Raw genomic sequence first — 18,733 nt, forward strand, 5'->3', positions numbered from 1 at the left:
CTAGTACGCTTGTTTAAGACGCTCGTCTGGACACCGGGATAAGGTGGGCTGCCATGGGACACCGTGAGGATCTGCTCGAAGGCGCCCAGCGCTGCCTGCTGGCCAAGGGCTTCCTGCGCACGACCGCGCGCGACATCGTCAAGGAGTCGGGGACGAACCTGGCCTCGATCGGCTACCACTACGGCTCGAAGGACGCGCTGGTGGCGCAGGCGTACATCGGGATGGTGGAGGGGATGTCCGACGCCTTCGAGGGGGGTGAGCTGCAAGAGGAGCCGGGGTCGCTGGAGCGGTTCACCGAGGTGTGGGCGAACATCATCGGCACCATGCGGGACCCTGGGTCGATGTGGCGGCTCAGCATGGAGATCGTGGCCATGGGGGACCAGTTGCCGGAGGTGCGTGAGCATCTCGCGCGGGCTCAGCGGGAGGGCGCGCGCGGCATCGTCACGCTCTTCCACGGCGGCCGCGAGGAGGACATCCCGGAGGAGCGGGTGGACACCCTCGGCTACTTCTACCTGACCCTGATGATGGGCCTCATGGCGCAGTGGACCTTCGATCCGAAGAGCGCGCCCGAGGCCGGGCAGCTCGCCGAGGGGCTCCGCCAGGTGATCGAGGGCGTTACCCCGAAGCGACCTTGAGGCGTCCCTCGCGCATCTCGATCACCCGGTCCGCGAAGTGCCGTACGACCGCCCGGTCGTGGCAGATGAACAGGTAGCCGAGGCCCAGGTCGTCCTGGAGGCCGGCGAGCAGGTTCAGCACGCCCGCCCGCACCGACGGGTCGAGCGACGACACCGGCTCGTCCAGGACCAGCAGGCGTGGGTCGCAGGCCAGAGCGCGGGCGATGCCGGCACGCTGGCACTGGCCGCCGGAGAGTTCCTGCGGCCGGCGGTCGCCGTACGCGGGGTCGAGACCGACCCGGTCGAGGAGTTCGGCGACCCGGGCGGGCCCGTCGGCGGGATGCCAGCGGCCCTGGACCTTCAGCGGTTCGGCGATGGCGTCCCGGATGCGATGGCGGGGGCTCAGCGAGCCGTACGGGTCCTGGAAGACGGGCTGCATGCGGGGGCGCAGCGGACGCAGTTCGCGTTCCGGGAGGGACGTCAACTCCCGTCCCTCGAAACGGACTTCACCGCCGGCCGGGCGGCGCAGCTGGAGCACCGCCAGGGCCGTGGAGGACTTGCCGCAGCCGGACGGACCGTTCAGGGCGAGCGTCTCGCCGGCGGCCAGGGAGAAGGAGACGCCGTCCACGGCGGTGACCGGGCCGTAGCGGACGACCAGGTCGCGGACGTCGAGCAGGGGAGCGGTCATGCCGACTGTCCCTCCTTCAGGAACAACTCGGTCGCGGGGTGGGGGAGTTCCTCCCAGCGGTGGCAGGCGACCAGGCGTCCGGCCGCCTGCCGGGGCTCCGGTTCCGTAGTGCGGCAGGGGTCCGTCGCGAGCGGGCAGCGCGGGGCGAACGCGCAGCCCGGGGGGAGCGTGCCCGGGGCGGGCGGGGTGCCGGGCAGGGCGGGGAGCCGGCGGCCCGGGGGAGCGTGCTGCGGGAGGGACGCCAGCAGGCCCGCCGTATAGGGGGCGCGGGGGCGGGCCAGCACCTCGTCGGCGGGGCCGAGCTCGGTGAGACGTCCGGCGTACATGACCAGCATCCGGTCCGCGTGGCCCGCTACGGCGTCCATGTCGTGGGTGACCAGGACCAGGGCGGCGCCGACCGCCTCCCGCTGTTCGGCGAGCAGCCGCAGCACCTGGTCGCGGCGCTCCTCGTCGAGGGCGGTGGTGGGCTCGTCGGCGACCACGAGATCGGGCTCGTTGATCGTGGCCATGGCGATCACGGCGCGCTGCCGCATGCCGCCGGAGTACTCGTGCGGATACGCCCGCGCCTTGCGCGCCGCGTCCGGGATGCCGACGCGGTCCAGGGCCGCGACCGCCCGGGCCCGGGCCTCCTTGCGGGAGACCCCGGCCACCGACCGTACGGCGGCGGCGAGTTGGTCGCCGACCGGGTGCACGGGGGAGAGGGCGGACAGGGCGTCCTGCGGGACGAGGGAGATACGGCGGCCGCGGTGGGCCGAGAGGTCCGGGGCGATCGTCCCGCTGGTGGTCGCGCCGCGCGGCGGCATGCCGAGGAGCGCGCGGGCCGTGAGGGACTTGCCCGCCCCCGACTCGCCGACGATCGCCAGCACTTCACGCGGCAGCACGTCGAAGGACAGGCCGCGCACGGCCTCGACCCCGTCGAAGGCGATCCGCAGCTCGCGCACCGACAGCAGTGGCTCAGACTCCAACGGGGGCCTCCTTCTCCACCTTGGTTCCGACGGGCGCCGGGGTGGTTCGCCGTACCCTCCGGCCCTGGGTGAGCGCCGCGCCCGACACGGCCAGACCCGCCAGCAGGGCCAGGGCCACCGCCGGGGCGAGGGCCGCCCACGGGGCGCGTTCCACATAGGCCCGGGACTCCTCCAGCAGCAGGCCCCACTCGGGGGCGGGCGGCTGGGCGCCCAGGCCCAGGAAGCCCAGGGAGGCCAGGGCGAGGGCGATGCCCGGCAGCCGCAGCAGGGCGTGGCGGGCGACCGGGCCGGCCACGGACGGCAGGACATGCCGGGTGAGGATCCAGAACGGGCTCGCCCCGATGGCCCGTTGGGCGGTGAGGAACGCCGACGCCCGCACCTCCTGCACGAGGGCCGCCGCGTGCGCGGACAGGGCCGGCCAGGAGATCAGCGCGACCGCCAGGGCCGCCCCGCCGGTGCCCGGCCCGACGGCCGCCGCGACCAGGATGCCGACGATCACCGGGGGCAGGGCGTTGGCGATGTCCGACGCGCCCGCCGCGATCCCCGGCGCGAAGCCCAGCACGAGCGCGATCAGCAGGCCCAGCAGACACACCGCCGCCGCGGTGCCGACCGTCGAGGCGGCACCGTGACCGAGCCGGGCGAGCACATCGCGGCCGAGACCGTCGGTGCCGAGCGGATGCGCCCAGGAGGGCGCGGCGAGACGGACGGTCGTGTCCACGGTGTACGGGTCGCGCAGCAGGCCCCAGCCGATGGTGAGCAGCAGGACGGCGGCCAGCACCACCGGGACCGCCGGGTGCGCGCGGACCGGTCGGGCCGGCGGCAGCGTCAGCCCGGCGTCCCGCAGCGCGGGCCCCAGCAGCCGGCGCCGTACGCCCGCCGCCACCGCGCCCGCGACCAGCCCGAGCAGCAGCAGCGCGAGGACCGCGCCCTGCAGCAGCGGAAGGTCCTGCGACCGGGCCGCGCCGAGGGCCGTACGGCCGATGCCCGGCACCGCGAACACCGTCTCCACGGCCACCGCGCCGCCCGTCAGACCGACGGCGACCATCCCGAACTGCGGGACCAGCGGCGGCAGAACGCGCCGCAGCGCAGCCCCCGCGATCCGCGCCCGGCTCACCCCGGCGCCCCGCCACAGCTCCGCCCACCGTTCGTCGAGCACGGCGGGCAGCGCGTCCGCCACCAGCCGCCCGAGCAGCCCGCCCGCCGGGACGCCGAGGGCGAGCGCGGGCAGCACCAGGTACTGGGCGCTCTGCCAGCCGGACGTCGGCAGCCATCCGAGCCACACCCCGAACACCAGCAGCACCACGGTGGCCAGCAGAAACTCGGGTACGGCGGCCAGCATCGCGGCGCACGCCCCGGCCGAGCCGCGCCCGCGCACCAGCACCGGCGTCACCAGCGCGGCGGCCAGCAGCACCGCCACGCCGAGCGCCGCGCCCATCAGTCCCAGCGAGACCTGGAGTCCGGCGACCACGGAGGGCAGGACGTCGTGGCCCGACACCCAGGAGGTGCCGAAGTCACCGTGGAGCAGGTCGGCGGCCCACCTCCCCAGCAGGGGCAGCGGACCGGCGTCCAGGCCGAGGTCCTGGCGGATCGCGGCCAGGGCCTCCTCGGTCGCCTCCTGCTCGGCCGACCGGGCGCGCAGCACGGTGAGCGCCGGGTCGCGGCGGGAGAGCCAGGGCAGCAGGCCGACGACGGCCAGGACCGCGAGGAGACCGAGGCAGCGGGTCAGCCCGGCCGCGTTCTTCGCGACGGACCTCACTTGACGTAGGTGTCCGCGGTCACGAGTTCCCGCTCACGCGGGTCGTGCGCGGCGTTCACGACCCCGGCGGCATCGCCCTGGATCACGCGCTCGTGGAGCATCGGAACGGCCGCGTCCGCGGCCAGGACGGCGGCCTCGGCCTCGACGACCGCCTTGCGGCGGGCGTCGCCGACCCGGGTGTCGGTGGCCTTCTTCAGTGCCTTGTCGACCCCGGGGTCCGCGAAGCGCGAGAGGTTGAAGGTGCCCTTGGAGGCGAAGTCGCTGTAGAGATACGCGGCCGGGTCGCCGGAGTCGAGGACGGTGGCGCGGGAGAGGACGAACGCGTCGAAGCGGCCCGCGAGCGCGTCGGACTCGATGTTCGCGTACTCGCGCACGTCCAGCTTCACCTTGAACCCCGCCCTCTGGAGCTGCTGTTGCAGCGCGGCGGCGACCTCGGGCATCTCGGAGCGGTCGGTGTACGTGCCGATGGTGACGGTCTTGCCGGCCGGGTCGCCGGGCTCGGCGCGCTTGACGGGGGCGCGCAGGTCGGCGGCCCAGGGCAGGGCGGGCCCGAGCAGGCCCTCGGCGACATCGGCGCGGCCCTCGTACACGCCCTTCACGATCGACTCGGCGTCGATCGCCGCACGGGCCGCCGCCCGGATCGCGGGATCCTCGAAGGCGCCCTTCTGCGTGTTGAGGTAGAGGGTGTTGGTGCGCGGCATCGGGACCTCGGTGACCAGGTCCTGGTCGAGGACGGCGGCCTGCGAGACGGGGATCGCCTCGACGATGTCGGCCTCGCCGCTGCGCAGTGCCGCCGCGCGGGCGGTGCCGTCCGGGACGAACTTCACGTCGATGCCGGGGGATTCGGCCCTCTGGCCCCAGTAGCCGTCGTAACGGTCGAGGGTGGCGGAGGAGGTGCCGTCGACCTTCGTCAGCTCGAAGGGACCGGTGCCGGCGCCGACGGGGTCGACCGTCTTCCCCTGGTAGGCCTTCGCCGCCAGGATCGCCAGCTGCGGGGAGCTGAGGCGCTGCGGGACCAGGGGGTCCTCGGTGGCGGTGGTGACGGTGACCTGGCCGCCGTCCGCCTTGGCCGACAGCTCCACGCCGTCGAGGATGCGGGGCTTGGGGGAGGCGGTGGCGGCCTTGGTGAGGGCGCGGACGACGGCCTCGGGGGTGAGCTTCGTGCCGTCGTGGAAGGTGACGCCCTCGCGGAGGGTGAAGGTCCAGCTCTTCCCGGACTGCTTCCACCCGGTGGCGAGCGCGGGCCGGGCGTCGCCCTCCGCGTCCAGCCTCACGAGCGTCTCGGCGGTCGACCAGCGCGACAGCTTGAACGCGTCGTCGGAGAACGGGGAGAGGCCGGAGCGGGGCGGCTGGAGCATGGCGACGCGTATGCGTTTGCCTCCGGGCCCGGAGTCGTCCGTGGCCTGCTGGGTGCCGGTGAAGCAGCCGGTGAGCAGGGAGGAAGCGGCGGTCACGGCGGCGAGGGGGATGAGACGAGCGGGGACGCGCACAGGACACCTCAGTCAAGGCCTGGTAAATGGTTGAACGCGCCACGACCGTAGCATGATGACAATCATTTTCAGAAGTATGGGCGTCGAACGCGCCACCCCCGGCACCGGCGCACCGGGTGGCGGTGTCGGTCAGGGGGCAGGGCGGAAATACTTCCGCAGTGCCCAGGCGGCGAGTCGGCGACCGGTGGCGTTGCCCACTTCGTCCGCCGTCCGAGTGTGGATACCGCCCCAGACCCGGGCGTCGACGACGTCCCGCTCGTACTCGTGGGCGTAGCGGTAGTGACGGGACGTACCGGTGGTGGTCGACCGGATGTGCAGGTCGACGCGGGAGGTGCCGAGGACGCCGGTCAGCGCGCGCATCAGCGCACCGCCCATGGTGGCGTGGCCGCTGAGGTAGTCGGGATGCGCGGGGGTGACGAGCAGCGGCTCCCAGTGCCGGTCCGGCCGGGTCGCCGGGTTGCCGTCGGTGTCCGCCTCGCGGATGGCGGTGACGGGGCGCCAGGTGCCGTAGTGGAGTTTGGCGTCCCAGGCGGTGATGACGGCGTCCACCTGGGCCGTGTTGGCCGCCGCGTACAGACGTGCCGTCTCGGCAATGCCGAAACCGTGCCGGGTGGCGTGGTCACCCAGAGCCCCTAGCAGGTCCAGGTTGGTGAAGTACCGCGCGGTATCCGTCTGTTCGGGGGTCCGCTGCGAGCCGGTCCGGCCTCCGTAGGCCGCCACTTCGTTCAGGTCCTTCGCGTACCGGGCAGAGCTGAGCGCCGGCGGCGGGCCGGGGCGGAACTGGTGCGGGGAGTCCAGCAGCAGCGGCCGGAGCCTGCCGATCCAGGCATTGGCGAAGGGCTCGTGACCGGGCGGGGTGGGACGCCAGACACCGGGGCGCGGACGCGCGGGAAACGGCACGGACGCGCCGCGGCCGTCATCGCGGCGGAGCTCGATGATGTGGTCGGCGGCGAGCTTCCCGAACGCGACGCCCTGATCCTCGGCCTCGCCGTCGGGGATCTTCGCGAGGGTGCCGGTCAGGGCGGCGTCCAGCCGGGGCGCGGCCCCGGGGAAGGAGTGGCGCAGTACCTGGTGTGCCGCCGAGGCGGCAGCCGCCGCGGACGAGGCTGTACGGGGCGCCCGTCCGTCCCACTTGTACGGGGTGAAGCGCCCCTCGATACCGACGACGGCGTTGTAGACGGCGGTGGAGACGTACGCCTCCCAGACGAACGACTCGGGCGGCACCGGGCGGGCCTCGGCCTCGATGGTGGCGTCGGCCGTGCGCATCCACTCGATGACCGTCGATGCGCTCCGTTCGCCCTGCTCGGCCCCGTACGCTGTTCCCGCGCCGCGGCCGGAACCGGCACTCGCGTGGGCGCCCGGCAGCGCGAGCGCGAGCACCCCGCAAGCCAGCCCCGCGACCGCCGTTCGCTTCGCAGACCAGGCGCGTCGGTTCCGCACGTGAACTCCTCCCAGCCGATGGCACACCGGGAGATCCGTGACCGCGCGCGGCGCCCGACGGCACGGCGCCGTCCTGAAGATCGCCCGTTCGGGCGATGGGTCTCACCCGGAAGGCCCGATGGCCCGACCGTGCGCGAGCCGGGCCCCCTTCAACGCCATGTGCAGCAGCAGACGGTCCTCGCCGTCGTCCAGGTCCAGGCCGGTCAGCTTCTCGATCCGGGACAGGCGGTAGTACAGGGTCTGGCGGTGGATGCCCAGCTCGGCGGCGGCCCGGGCGGCCTGGCCGGCGCAGTCGAGGTAGATCTCGGCGGTACGGGCGAGTTCCCGGTGCACCGGGGAGAGCAGGGCGTGGACGGCGGGGTCGCGGGCCACGTCCGGCGGCAGCGCGGTGAGCATCCGGAACGGCCCGATCGCCGCCCACTGCGCGACCGGCCCCAGCCGGGCCTCGGCCAGCGCCGCCCGGGCTGCGGCGGACGCTTCCCACCAGGCAGTGCCGAGCTCTGCGAGGCCGGAGCGGGGGGTGGCGAGGCCGGCGGCGGTGCCGGCGGGCCCGTGGGCGGAGGGGCCCGCTTGACCGGACCCGGACCCGGACCCGGACCTGGACGCGGACCCGGACCTGGACGCGGACCCGGACCCGGTGGAGGAAGCGCTGCCGCCCGCCCGCTCCAGCAGCCGCGTCGCCGCCGTGGTCGCCGGAGTCAGTACGTCCGTCGAGCGCAGGCGGATCAGCAGGGCCACGCACTGGGCCGACGCCCCCCACGGCAGCGTGCACAGGGCCGTCGCGCCCGGCATCGTGCGGACCGAGGGGGCGTCGTCGGGGTCGGCCGAGGGCCAGGGGGCCACGCAGATCACCGTGTGCAGACCGTCGGCTCGAGGGCCCAGGGCGGTGCGGAGTTCCGCGATGGCCATGTCGCGCTGCCAGTCGCGTTCCGCCGTGAGGACGGCTCGCAGTTCACGGCTGAGGTCGGCACCGTGCTGGGCCTCGTCCGCGAGCAGCGCCCCGATCCGGGTCGTGACCCGCATGGCGGCGGAGAGCTGGCGTTCGCTCGGGCCGGGATCGTCGTCCAGGAGCCAGACATAGCCGTGGACCACGCCCCGGTGGCGGACGGGGAGGCAGATCCGCCCCCGGTTCACCCCCGCCTCCGGCGTCGGCGGGATGCGCACCGGGCCGGTCGCACGCGTGATGCCGAAGCCCTCGAACCACGCCCGGACGGCCGCGGTCGAACGGCGGGTGAGGATCGAACGGGTGCGCACCGGATCCAGGGCCGACGGATCGAGGTCGCCCTCACTGTCGTACGCCCCGAAGGTGATCAGCTCGAAGTCGCGGTTCTCCAGCGTCGCGGGCGCGCCGAGCAGCTCCGAGATCTCGTCGACCAGCTCCTCGTAGTCGCCCCGGTGTTCCGACGTCATGCGGGCATTGTCCCCCACCGGCCACCACCCTTCATACATCTGTCTGAGATCTGCGGCACGGATGCGTGACAGCTGTCGATGGCCGACGATCGAAGGGATCCCTAGGTTTCACGGTGGTTCTCCGCGCCGTACCCGAAGCGTCATCCGCACGAGGTCCGGCCATCCGTTTGGTTGTGCTCTGGAGGTGCCCCGTGCTGGGTCCCGTGATTCTCGCCGCGTCTCGCAGCGACCGGATGCGACGCCTGATCTCGGCGGCCCCGGTGACCAAGCAGGTCGTCGACCGCTTCATCCCGGGCGAAGGCGTCGACGACATCGTCCCGGTGGTCCGGGACCTCGCCGACCGGGGTCTGGAGCTGACGATGGACGTCGTCGGCGAGGACATCACCAACCCCGCGCAGGCCGCCGCCGCCCGGGACGCCTACCTGGAGCTGATCGACCGGCTGAAACCGCTGGAACTCGGCACCCGCGCCGAGATGTCGGTGAAGCTGTCGATGTTCGGGCAGGCGCTTGAAGACGGCCACGAGCTGGCCCTGAAGAACGTGCGCCCGGTCGTCGAGGCCGCCGCCGAGATCGGCACCACGGTCACCCTCGACGCCGAGGACCACACCACCCTGGACTCGATGTTCGCCATCCACGAGGAGCTGCGGAAGGACTTCCCGGGGACCGGCTGCGTCATCCAGGCCTACCTCTTCCGCACCGAGGCCGACGCCCGCCGCCTCGCCGCGAACGGCAGCCGGGTGCGCCTGGTCAAGGGCGCGTACAAGGAGCCCGCCTCGGTCGCGTACCAGGACAAACACGAGATCGATCGGGCGTACGTACGGATTCTCGGTACGTTGATGGAGGGGACGGGGTACCCGATGATCGGGTCCCACGACCCGCGCCTGATCGCGATCGGCCAGGAGCTCGCCCACCGCGCCGGGCGCAAACTGGACGAGTACGAGTTCCAGATGCTCTACGGCATCCGCGGCGACGAGCAGACCCGCCTCGCCGCCGAGGGCCACCGCATGCGCGTGTACACCGCCTACGGCACCGACTGGTACGGCTACTTCATGCGCCGGCTCGCCGAGAAACCGGCCAACCTGCGGTTCTTCGCACGATCGATGCTCACCAAGGGCTGACCGACACACCGCTCAGTAAGGAGTTTGGGAAAACATGGACGCTGTGACCCAGGTCCCCACCCCCGTCAACGAGCCGGTGCACGGCTACGCCCCCGGCTCGCCCGAGCGTGCCCGGCTGGAGGCCAGGCTGAAGGAGCTGGCCGACAACCCCGTCGACCTGCCCTGCACCATCGGCGGCGAGAAGCGGATGGGCGGCGGCGAGGCCTTCCAGGTCGTGCAGCCGCACAACCACCAGGCCGTGCTGGGCACGTACCGCAACGCCACGCAGCAGGACGCCCAGGACGCCATCGATGCGGCCCTGGCCGCCGCGCCCGCCTGGCGTGCCCTGTCCTTCGACGACCGCGCGGCGATCATCCTGCGCGCCGCCGAGCTGCTGTCCGGCCCCTGGCGCGAGACGCTCGCCGCCTCCACCATGCTCGGCCAGTCCAAGACCGCCCAGCAGGCCGAGATCGACACGCCCTGTGAGCTGATCGACTTCTGGCGCTTCAACGTCGCCTACGCCCGCGACCTGCTGGCCGAGCAGCCCCCGGCGAACTCCCCGGGCGTGTGGAACCGTCTGGACCACCGCCCGCTGGAGGGCTTCGTCTACGCGGTCACGCCCTTCAACTTCACCGCCATCGCGGGCAACCTCCCGACGGCCCCCGCCCTGATGGGCAACGTCGTCGTCTGGAAGCCGTCCCCGACGCAGACCCACGCCGCCGTGCTGCTCATGCAGCTGCTGGAGGAGGCCGGTCTGCCCAAGGGCGTCATCAACCTCGTCACCGGTGACGGCATCGAGGTCTCGAAGGTCGCCCTGGAGCACCGCGACCTCGCGGGCATCCACTTCACCGGCTCGACCCCCACCTTCCAGTACCTGTGGAAGACGGTCGGCAACAACATCGAGAAGTACCGCACCTACCCGCGGCTGGTCGGCGAGACCGGTGGCAAGGACTTCCTCGTCGCCCACCCGTCGGCCGACCCGGCGATCCTGAAGACGGCCTTCACCCGGGGTGCCTTCGAGTTCCAGGGCCAGAAGTGCAGCGCCACCTCCCGCGCGTACATCCCCGCCTCGATCTGGAACTCCGGCTTCAAGGAGGAGCTGGCCGCCGAGGTCGACGGCATCAAGATGGGCGATGTCACCGACCTGTCGAACTTCATCGGCGCCGTCATCGACGAGCGTGCCTTCGCCAAGAACAAGGCCGCCATCGACCGCGCCAAGGAGGACGCCTCCTGCACGATCGTCGCGGGCGGCACCTACGACGACTCCGAGGGCTACTTCGTCCGCCCGACCGTCATCGAGTGCAGCGACCCGGAGAACGAGGTCTTCCGCACCGAGTACTTCGGCCCGATCATCGCCGTGCACGTCTACGAGGACGACCGCTACGACGAGATGCTGACCCAGATGGAGTCCGTCTCCGACTACGCCCTGACCGGCTCGGTCATCGCGAACGACCGCGCGGCGGCGGCCTACACGGCGGACAAGCTCCGCTACGCGGCCGGCAACTTCTACATCAACGACAAGTCGACCGGTGCCGTGGTCGGCCAGCAGCCCTTCGGCGGCGGCCGCGCCTCCGGCACCAACGACAAGGCCGGCGCCCCGCAGAACCTGATGCGCTGGACCCTGACCCGCGCCATCAAGGAGACGCTGGTCCCGCCGACCGACTACACGTACCCGCACATGGGCTGAGACCCCGCGGTGCACCGACGGGCCAGGTCGTGAAGACCTGGCCCGTCGGCATGTCCGGCGGAAACACTGGCGCCATGACGAAGACCGAGACCGTGACCACCGAGGACGGCGTACGGCTGTGGGCCCAGCGCTCGGGCCGGGGCACCACGCCCCTGGTGCTGTGCCACGGCGGGCCCGGACTGTGGGACATGTTCGACGACGTCGCCGCACTGCTCGGCGACCTGGCCACGGTGATCCGCTGGGACCAGCGCGGCTGCGGGCGCTCACAGCCCTGCGACGGGCCGTGGACGGTCGAGCGCTTCGTGGCCGATCTCGACGCCGTACGACGGCACTTCGGGCTGGACCGGACGGCGCTGCTCGGCCACTCCTGGGGCGCGCAACTGGCGCTGCACCACGCCCTGGCGCACCCGGACAGGGTCGGCACGCTGATCTACGTCAGCGGTACGGGCATCGGTCCGGACACCGACTGGCACGGCGCGTACAAGGAGAACCAGTCGGCCCGGCTCGGGGAGCGGCCCGAACGTCTGGCCCGCTGGCGGGAGCTGACCGAGACGCCGGGGCGTGACCAGGCCCAGGAGCGGGAATGGGCGGTCCTCCACTGGTCGGCCGAGTTCCCGGACGCCGACCGGTCGACGGAGCACGCCGAACGGATGGCCGACCCCTGGTTCGGCATCAACGCCGCGTGCAACAAGCAGCTGAACGCCGAGGCGAGGAAGGTCTGCGGCACCCCGGGCCTCTACGCCGCCTGCGAGGCCCTCGACGTGCCCGCGCTCATCGTCGACGGCGCACGGGACATCCGCCCGCGCTCGGCGGTGGACTCGCTGGAGCGGGCCTTGCCGCGCGTGACACGCGTGGTGCTGCCGGAAGCCGGTCACCTGCCGTGGGTGGAGGACCCCCGCGGCTTCCGGGAGGCCGTGGCGGCGGGCCTCGGGCTCGGCTAACCGGTCGAGAGCCACCCGGCCCGTTCGCATACTGGGCCGATGACCCTCCGCGTGCGCACCGCCCACACCGCCGACCTCGCCCCCGCCGACCTCGACGCCGTACGGGCCCTCCTGGACGCCGCTTTCGACGGCGACTTCGGCGACGAGGACTGGGACCACGGCCTCGGCGGCATGCACGCCCTCGTGCACGACGACTCCGGCCTCGCCGGGCACGGGGCGGTCGTGATGCGCCGGGTGCGGTACCGCGGGCGGTGGCTGCGCGCCGGGTACGTCGAGAACGTCGCCGTCCGCGCCGACGCCCGCCGCGGCGGCCTCGGCGGGCGGGTCATGGGCGAGCTGGAACGCGTCGTCGAGCGCGCCTACGACCTTGGCGCCCTCTCCGCCAGTGCGGACGGCGCCCGGCTCTACACCTCCCGCGGCTGGCGGCTGTGGAGCGGTGAGGTGCACGCCCTCAGCCCGCAGGAGGGCGACATCCGCCTGCCGGACGAAGAGGACAGCACCTATGTCCGGCCGGCCCTCGCCGGTGCGCTCGACCCCGCGCACGCACTGCTCTTCGACTGGCGCGACGGCGACGTGCTCTAGGAATCACCGCAGCTCAGCGCGGTGTGACGTAGTCCACCGTCTCAGATAGTAGGAAGTCCGAGTAATTGTGGAGACAGACGCTCCGGCCTCCCTTAGTTTTGTAGGAGCCGAACGTCTCGCTCGACCAAGCGAATGGCGGTCGTGAGCCGGGCCCCGTGCAGGCAATCCCTGCGGCACCGCTCCCCGCCCCATCCGGCGTCTCGTATCCCTCTCCGCGCTCCATGCTGTCGAAGGAGTCGATTTCCCATGGCCGAGACGACCGTCCGCCGCCGAGTCCGTCACGTCTCCCGTACGAGCGAGTCCGACCGCAAGAACGCCGCCGCCGCGCTCCAGCGCGCCCTCGACCGCAGGGACAACGGCGGATCCACCGGCCACTGAGCCGCCCCTGGACCGGGAGCCGCCCGACGAGGCGCGGTGCGGGGCCTCACGCCCCGCGCCGCACCTCGAAATGGTCGATCCGCTCACCGCTCGATGCCAGCGCCGACACCTTCAACCTCGGTGCGGCGCCGCTCTCCGCCTCCACGGAGAGGAACGAGAACCCGCGGTAGCGCACCCGCGACCACTGCACCGACTCCGCCTTCGTGTCCTGGGACTTGGTCCACCGGAACGTGGCGACCGACTCGCGGTCGGCGGTGTTCCCCTCGTAGCTCTCCTTCACGCCGTCCGGGAAGCCGTACAGCTCCTTGCCGCCGCCGCCCGCGGTGACGTACACGATCCCGTCCCGCCTGGGGTCCGTCGTCCCGCCGACCGGTACGGGCCTGCCCACCTCGCCGTTCTTGACGGCGTCGGTCCGCTCGTACACATGGTTGTGCCCGTTGATCACCAGGTCCACCTCGTGTTTCGCGAACAGCGGCAGCCACTCGGCGCGCACCCCGCCGTCGGAGGCGTGCGTGGACGTCGAGTACGCGCAGTGGTGGAAGTAGACGACGATGAAGTCCACGTCCTTCGCGGCCCTCAGTTCGCCGAGCTTCCTCTCCAGCCACTTCGTCTGCCTCCCCTCCGTGTAGCCGTAGTTGGCGGGGATCTCGTACGACACGTCGTTCGCGTCCAGCGCGACCACGCCGACGTTGCCGTACGTGAAGGCGTACACGCCCGGTGCCGTGCGTGCGTCGAAGCCGCTGTCCGGCAGGGAGAAGCGGGCGAGCTGGCCGCCGTAGCCGTCCGGCGAGTACCAGGCCTCCATGTCGTGGTTGCCGGTCGTCACCATCCACGGCACCGACCTGGCGACCGGCTCGGTCTGCTTGAGGAACCGGTCCCACTGCCCGGCGTCGAAGACGTCCGACTCCTTGCCCTTGCCGGTCGGGTCGGCGTAGCAGATATCGCCGGCGTGCAGATGGAAGGCGGGGTCCTGGCGCAGCAGCAGACGGTCGTTGAGGGCCGCCTCCTCGCCGACGCCCTGGTCGCCGAACGCGGTGAACACGAACCGCTTCGGCGGACTCGCCGGTGCCGTGCGGAAGGACGCGATGGTCGACCGGTGCCCGGGGGACGCGGGGTCGAAGCCCTCGTGGCCGACGCCGTAGTAGTACGTCGTGTCCGGGCGCAGGCCGTCCAGCGCCGCGTGCAGGTAGTACTGGTCGACCGCCGCCCGCACGCCCTTCAGCTCCGGGGTGTGCAGATCCCGCAGCTCCGCCTCCACCTTGCGGCCGAGGTCGTCGGGGCGCGGGCCGACCCGGACGTACGGCTTCTTCACCGCGAGCGGCACCTGCCAGGAGATCCGCATCTGCGTCTTCGGGTCGGAGCCGAAGGCGAGATGGCGGCCGAAGGGGGTGATGAAGGAGCCGGGCGCCTTCGACGTGCTCGGCGACGGGCTCCCGGTCGCCGTGGCGCCGCTCTGACCGGAGCGGGAACCGGAGCCGCAGCCGGTCAGCAGCCCGCTCGCCACCGCGCCCGCCGTCACCAGCGTGCGCCGCCGCGACAGTCGCGTCCGCAGGTACTCGTGCTGTTCCGCCATGCTCATCCGGCGCGCGAGCTCGGGCGGGATGCCGAAGTGGGGGATCTCCATATCGAGTGAACTTCCCAGCGGAGGCCAACAACCGCACCACATACGGGTGAACTCGGGCCGACGGACGCGTGCCGTCACCCGGGCGGGTGTCAGGCCCTGTCCGCATCACGGACACCCCGTGTCATCCCATGGGACGAGGAGTAGGGTGCCCGCATGTCTCGCAGCATCAATCTCGCAGTGATCCCCGGTGACGGAATCGGCCAGGAGGTCGTGACCGAAGGGCTGAAGGTCCTCTCCGCCGTCCTTCCGCAGGATGTGAAGCTGGAGACCAAGGAGTACGACTTCGGCGCCCGGCGCTACCACGCCACCGGTGAGACCCTCACCGACGCCGACCTCGACGCCCTGAAGAAGCACGATGCCATCCTGCTCGGCGCGATCGGCGACCCGAGCGTGCCGTCCGGCGTCCTGGAGCGCGGCTTCCTGCTCAAGCTCCGCTTCGCCTTCGACCACCACGTCAACCTGCGCCCGTCGAAGCTGCTCCCGGGTGTCGCCACCCCGCTGGCCGGCGAGCCGGAGATCGACTTCGTCGTGGTCCGCGAGGGCACCGAGGGCCCGTACACCGGCAACGGCGGCACGATCCGCAAGGGCACCGAGCACGAGGTCGCCACCGAGGTCTCCGTGAACACGGCCTTCGGTGTCGAGCGCGTGGTCCGGGACGCCTTCGCCCGTGCCCAGGCCCGGCCGCGCAAGAAGCTGGCGCTGATCCACAAGAACAACGTGCTGACCTTCGCGGGTCACCTGTGGACCAACATCTTCAACAAGGTGGCCGAGGAGTTCCCCGAGGTCACCACCGAGTACATGCACGTGGACGCGGCGACGATCTACCTCGTCACGCAGCCCGAGCGCTTCGACGTGATCGTCACGGACAACCTCTTCGGCGACATCGTCACCGACCTCGCCGCGGCCGTCTCCGGCGGCATCGGCGTGGCGGCCTCCGGCAACATCAACCCGTCCGGAGACTTCCCGTCCATGTTCGAGCCCGTGCACGGCTCGGCCCCGGACATCGCCGGCCAGGGCAAGGCCGACCCGACCGCCACGGTGCTGTCCGTCGCCCTGCTCCTGCGCCACCTCGGCCACGAGGCCGAGGCCGACCGTATCGACGAGGCGGTCGCCGCCGACCTGTCGGAGCGCACGGGCAAGCCCGCCCGCTCCACCACGGAGATCGGCGACGCGCTCGCCGTACGAGTAGCCGGCTGACCCGCCGCTGCTTCCAGTAGAGCCGCCGGGTCGCATCCGCACCCGGCGGCTTTCGCATGTTCCCGCCGGGTGCCACCATCGACCACCGGGTCGCATTCACCCCGTTCCTTCCGCCGCCGCCCCCGGGCGATAATCGAACGCGAGGCCGCGGAATGAGGGAATGCTCGGACGTCCTAGCACTGGTCATCATCAGAGCAGTACCGAGCGCGGCCCGTCACTACAACCGGTGAAGGACATCAACCCATGACGACGCCCACGATCGAGCTCAAGCCCTCCGCCAATCCGCTCTCCGCCGCAGAACGCGAGGCGATCCTGGCCAACCCCGGGTTCGGCCGCCACTTCACCGACCACATGGTGACGATCAAGTGGACGGAAGGCCGCGGCTGGCACGACGGACAGCTCGTGCCGTACGCGCCGATCTCCCTCGACCCCGCCACCACGGTCCTGCACTACGCGCAGGAGATCTTCGAGGGGCTGAAGGCCTACCGCCGCCCCGACGGGTCGGTCGCCACGTTCCGCCCGGAGAAGAACGCCGAGCGCTTCCAGCGTTCCGCGCGCCGGCTCGCGATGCCCGAGCTGCCGGTCGAGACGTTCATCGAGGCGTGCGACGCGCTGGTGAGGCAGGACAAGGGGTGGGTCCCGGCGCACGGCGGTGAGGAGTCCCTCTACCTGCGTCCGTTCATGATCGCGACCGAGGTCGGCCTGGGCGTGAAGCCGGCCAACGAGTACCTGTTCCTGGTCATCGCCTCCCCGGCCGGCGCCTACTTCCCTGGCGGCGTCAAGCCGGTCTCCATCTGGGTCTCCGAGGACCGCGTCCGCGCCGTCCCCGGCGGCATGGGCGACGCCAAGACGGGCGGCAACTACGCGGCGTCCCTGCTCGCGCAGGCCGAGGCCGCGACCAAGGGCTGCGACCAGGTCTGCTACCTCGACGCCGTCGAGCACACCTGGGTCGAGGAGCTGGGCGGCATGAACCTGTACTTCGTGTACGGGGACAAGATCGTCACGCCGTCCCTCACCGGGTCCATCCTGGAGGGCGTCACCCGTGACTCCCTGCTCGCCGTCGCCCGTGACCTCGGGTACGAGGCCGAGGAAGGCCGGGTCTCGGTCGACCAGTGGCAGCGGGACTCGGAGAACGGATCGCTGACCGAGGTGTTCGCCTGCGGTACGGCTGCGGTGATCACGCCGGTCGGTACGGTGAAGCGGGCCGGGGTGGAGTGGAAGCAGAGCGGGGGCGAGCCGGGGGAGGTCACCCTGAAGCTCCGCCAGGCTCTGCTCGACATCCAGCGCGGTACGGCGGAGGACAAGCACGGCTGGATGCACCAGCTGGGCTGAGTGTCCCTGCCCTCCGGGGGCTCGGCCCCCGGGCCCCGGCCTATGCCCACCCGCCACCCGAAGCGATTGGGCTGGAAGCCCGACCTGCCTCATCGGCCCCGCGCTCCACTGAAACCGAGCCCGGGGCCGAGAGCACATAAGCCACCCCGCCCACCAGCCCCGACAGCAGGAAACTGCAGTCCACCCCGCCGGTCAGTGACAGCAGCGGTCCCTCGTACGACGGCAGGGACACCGCCAGGACGCCGACGGCCGCTCCGGCGGCCCAGGAGAGTGTCGCCGGGACGTTCCAGCCGGCGCGGTACCAGTAGACGCCGCCCCGTGCGCGGCGGTTGAACACCTGAAGGGCGTCCGGGTCGTACACCCCGCGGCAGCGGGCGAAGCCGATGAGGGTGATGACCGCCCAGGGCGTGCCGATCGCCGTCAGCAGCAGCACGAAGGACGTCATCGCGTGCTGCGCGGTCGAGTAGTAGTGCCCGGCGAAGACGCAGGCGGTGGCCACACCGGCGACCGTGTACGTGGCCGTGGCGCGGGAGGCGCGCGGCAGGATCGCGTCCAGGTCGAGGCCCATCGAGTACAGCATCAGACCCGCGTTGCCGACCGAGCCGGCGGAGGCCGCGAGGAGGAGCGGGACGAGGTACCAGGCCGGGGCCGCGGAGACCAGCGGACCCGCGTAGTCGAGGGCCGCTCCGGCCGCGTACGCCGTGAAGGTGCCGAACAGCTGCGGCACCAGCAGCCCCAGCATCAGCCCCAGCCAGGTCGCGTGCAGCACCCGGCGCGAGGAGTGACGGGCCGGGGAGATGTAGCGGGTGTAGTCGCCGAGCAGCGTGATGAACGCGATCGGCCCGGACAGCCCGGCCGCCACGGCCGCGAGCAGCCAGGTCGGCCAGAACCCGCCCAGCAGATAGCCGCCGGCCTCCGGCAGCGCGGCGGTGGTGAAGCCGGGGGCGTAGGCGGCCACGCCGAGGGCGAGCAGGGCGGTCATGCCGAACGCCAGCACCCGGGACATCGCGAGCAGCACCCGGTAGCCGTACACCGCGCCCGCGACGGTGGCCGCGGCGAGCAGCCCGTAGACGACTCCGTACGACATCCCGCCCTGCGGCAGTCCGGCCAGCCGGCCCAGCACACCGACCATCACGTCCCCGCCGATCCACACGGTCAGCGCGGTGTAGCCGAGGGCCAGCAGCAGCCCGACCACCGAGCCGACCAGTCGGCCCCGCACCCCGAAGTGGGCGCCGGAGGAGGTCGACAGGTTGGTGCCCGTGCGCAGCGAGACCAGCGCCAGCGGAGCGGTGAACACCACGCCCGCCACCGTGCCCGCGAGCACCGCGCTGACCGACCCCCACCAGTCCAGGCCGAAGGACGGCGGCAGCCAGCCGAAGACGATCACCCCCAGGCAGAGGTTGGAGCCGAGCAGGATCGAGACGAGGTCGCGCGGCCCGCTGGTGCGCTCCTCCTCGGGGATGGTGTCGACTCCGCGCTGTTCGATCGGCATGGGCTGGTCTCCTTCGACGCCGCCATCACTTTTAGAACGA

General features: G+C 72.2%; 16 protein-coding genes. 8 read left to right on the forward strand and 8 right to left on the reverse strand.

Annotation, left to right across the window (positions count from 1 at the left end):
* Positions 1-53: 53 nt before the first annotated feature.
* Positions 54-635, forward strand: a complete 582-nt coding sequence (locus tag OHU35_RS30010) for a TetR/AcrR family transcriptional regulator (protein WP_189727860.1) — start codon at positions 54-56, stop codon at positions 633-635.
* Here OHU35_RS30010 and OHU35_RS30015 read toward each other — a convergent pair.
* The 6 genes from OHU35_RS30015 to OHU35_RS30040 form a co-directional block, all read right to left on the reverse strand.
* The gene (locus tag OHU35_RS30015) at positions 616-1,302 is read right to left on the reverse strand and encodes an ATP-binding cassette domain-containing protein (protein ID WP_405507503.1); all 687 of its coding nucleotides are present in this window, start codon (positions 1,300-1,302) and stop codon (positions 616-618) included. The two genes, OHU35_RS30010 and OHU35_RS30015, sit on opposite strands and share 20 nt — an antisense overlap.
* Positions 1,299-2,267, reverse strand: a complete 969-nt coding sequence (locus OHU35_RS30020; RefSeq protein ID WP_189727864.1) for an ABC transporter ATP-binding protein — start codon at positions 2,265-2,267, stop codon at positions 1,299-1,301. The genes OHU35_RS30015 and OHU35_RS30020 overlap by 4 nt, the downstream gene beginning before the upstream one ends.
* The gene (locus OHU35_RS30025; RefSeq protein WP_405507506.1) at positions 2,257-4,023 is read right to left on the reverse strand and encodes an ABC transporter permease subunit; all 1,767 of its coding nucleotides are present in this window, start codon (positions 4,021-4,023) and stop codon (positions 2,257-2,259) included. Before OHU35_RS30025 ends, OHU35_RS30020 begins: the two co-directional genes overlap by 11 nt.
* The gene (locus OHU35_RS30030) at positions 4,020-5,513 is read right to left on the reverse strand and encodes an ABC transporter substrate-binding protein (RefSeq protein WP_405507508.1); all 1,494 of its coding nucleotides are present in this window, start codon (positions 5,511-5,513) and stop codon (positions 4,020-4,022) included. Before OHU35_RS30030 ends, OHU35_RS30025 begins: the two co-directional genes overlap by 4 nt.
* A gap of 129 nt (positions 5,514-5,642) precedes the next feature.
* On the reverse strand, positions 5,643-6,953 hold the full coding sequence (locus OHU35_RS30035; RefSeq protein ID WP_229873246.1) for a vanadium-dependent haloperoxidase: 1,311 nt from the start codon (positions 6,951-6,953) through the stop codon (positions 5,643-5,645).
* 102 nt (positions 6,954-7,055) lie between these two features.
* Positions 7,056-8,363: a PucR family transcriptional regulator gene (locus OHU35_RS30040; protein ID WP_405507510.1), complete on the reverse strand. Its 1,308-nt coding sequence runs from the start codon at positions 8,361-8,363 to the stop codon at positions 7,056-7,058.
* Positions 8,364-8,554: 191 nt separating this feature from the next.
* On the opposite strand from OHU35_RS30040, the gene OHU35_RS30045 reads away from it, so the two are divergent.
* The 5 genes from OHU35_RS30045 to OHU35_RS30065 all read left to right on the forward strand — a co-directional run bounded on the left by OHU35_RS30045 (position 8,555) and on the right by OHU35_RS30065 (position 13,048).
* Positions 8,555-9,481 (forward strand): proline dehydrogenase family protein, encoded by a 927-nt coding sequence (locus tag OHU35_RS30045; RefSeq protein WP_405507512.1) that lies wholly within the window; start codon positions 8,555-8,557, stop codon positions 9,479-9,481.
* Positions 9,482-9,515: 34 nt separating this feature from the next.
* On the forward strand, positions 9,516-11,147 hold the full coding sequence (gene pruA / locus OHU35_RS30050; RefSeq protein WP_189727874.1) for an L-glutamate gamma-semialdehyde dehydrogenase: 1,632 nt from the start codon (positions 9,516-9,518) through the stop codon (positions 11,145-11,147).
* A 74-nt stretch (positions 11,148-11,221) separates the two neighbouring features.
* The gene (locus OHU35_RS30055) at positions 11,222-12,088 is read left to right on the forward strand and encodes an alpha/beta fold hydrolase (protein ID WP_405507514.1); all 867 of its coding nucleotides are present in this window, start codon (positions 11,222-11,224) and stop codon (positions 12,086-12,088) included.
* Positions 12,089-12,127: 39 nt separating this feature from the next.
* Positions 12,128-12,670: a GNAT family N-acetyltransferase gene (locus tag OHU35_RS30060; RefSeq protein ID WP_405507516.1), complete on the forward strand. Its 543-nt coding sequence runs from the start codon at positions 12,128-12,130 to the stop codon at positions 12,668-12,670.
* 246 nt (positions 12,671-12,916) lie between these two features.
* Positions 12,917-13,048 carry a hypothetical protein gene (locus OHU35_RS30065; protein ID WP_010048656.1) on the forward strand — a complete coding sequence of 44 codons (132 nt, stop codon included), beginning with the start codon at positions 12,917-12,919 and terminating at the stop codon, positions 13,046-13,048.
* Positions 13,049-13,094: 46 nt separating this feature from the next.
* On the opposite strand, the gene OHU35_RS30070 is transcribed toward OHU35_RS30065, so the two are convergent.
* Positions 13,095-14,672 carry a purple acid phosphatase family protein gene (locus OHU35_RS30070; RefSeq protein WP_405507518.1) on the reverse strand — a complete coding sequence of 526 codons (1,578 nt, stop codon included), beginning with the start codon at positions 14,670-14,672 and terminating at the stop codon, positions 13,095-13,097.
* A 153-nt stretch (positions 14,673-14,825) separates the two neighbouring features.
* On the opposite strand from OHU35_RS30070, the gene OHU35_RS30075 reads away from it, so the two are divergent.
* Both OHU35_RS30075 and OHU35_RS30080 read left to right on the forward strand, forming a co-directional pair.
* A complete protein-coding gene (locus OHU35_RS30075) occupies positions 14,826-15,869 on the forward strand; it encodes a 3-isopropylmalate dehydrogenase (protein ID WP_184598610.1) in 1,044 nt (347 codons plus the stop codon).
* A gap of 243 nt (positions 15,870-16,112) precedes the next feature.
* The gene (locus tag OHU35_RS30080) at positions 16,113-17,201 is read left to right on the forward strand and encodes a branched-chain amino acid aminotransferase (protein WP_189727882.1); all 1,089 of its coding nucleotides are present in this window, start codon (positions 16,113-16,115) and stop codon (positions 17,199-17,201) included.
* A 40-nt stretch (positions 17,202-17,241) separates the two neighbouring features.
* Here OHU35_RS30080 and OHU35_RS30085 read toward each other — a convergent pair whose 3' ends face one another.
* Positions 17,242-18,693 carry a cytosine permease gene (locus OHU35_RS30085; protein WP_405507520.1) on the reverse strand — a complete coding sequence of 484 codons (1,452 nt, stop codon included), beginning with the start codon at positions 18,691-18,693 and terminating at the stop codon, positions 17,242-17,244.
* Positions 18,694-18,733 lie beyond the last annotated feature (40 nt).

The sequence above is a fragment of the Streptomyces purpurascens genome, from assembly GCF_045040895.1.
In the GTDB taxonomy this organism is placed as follows: domain Bacteria; phylum Actinomycetota; class Actinomycetes; order Streptomycetales; family Streptomycetaceae; genus Streptomyces; species Streptomyces purpurascens.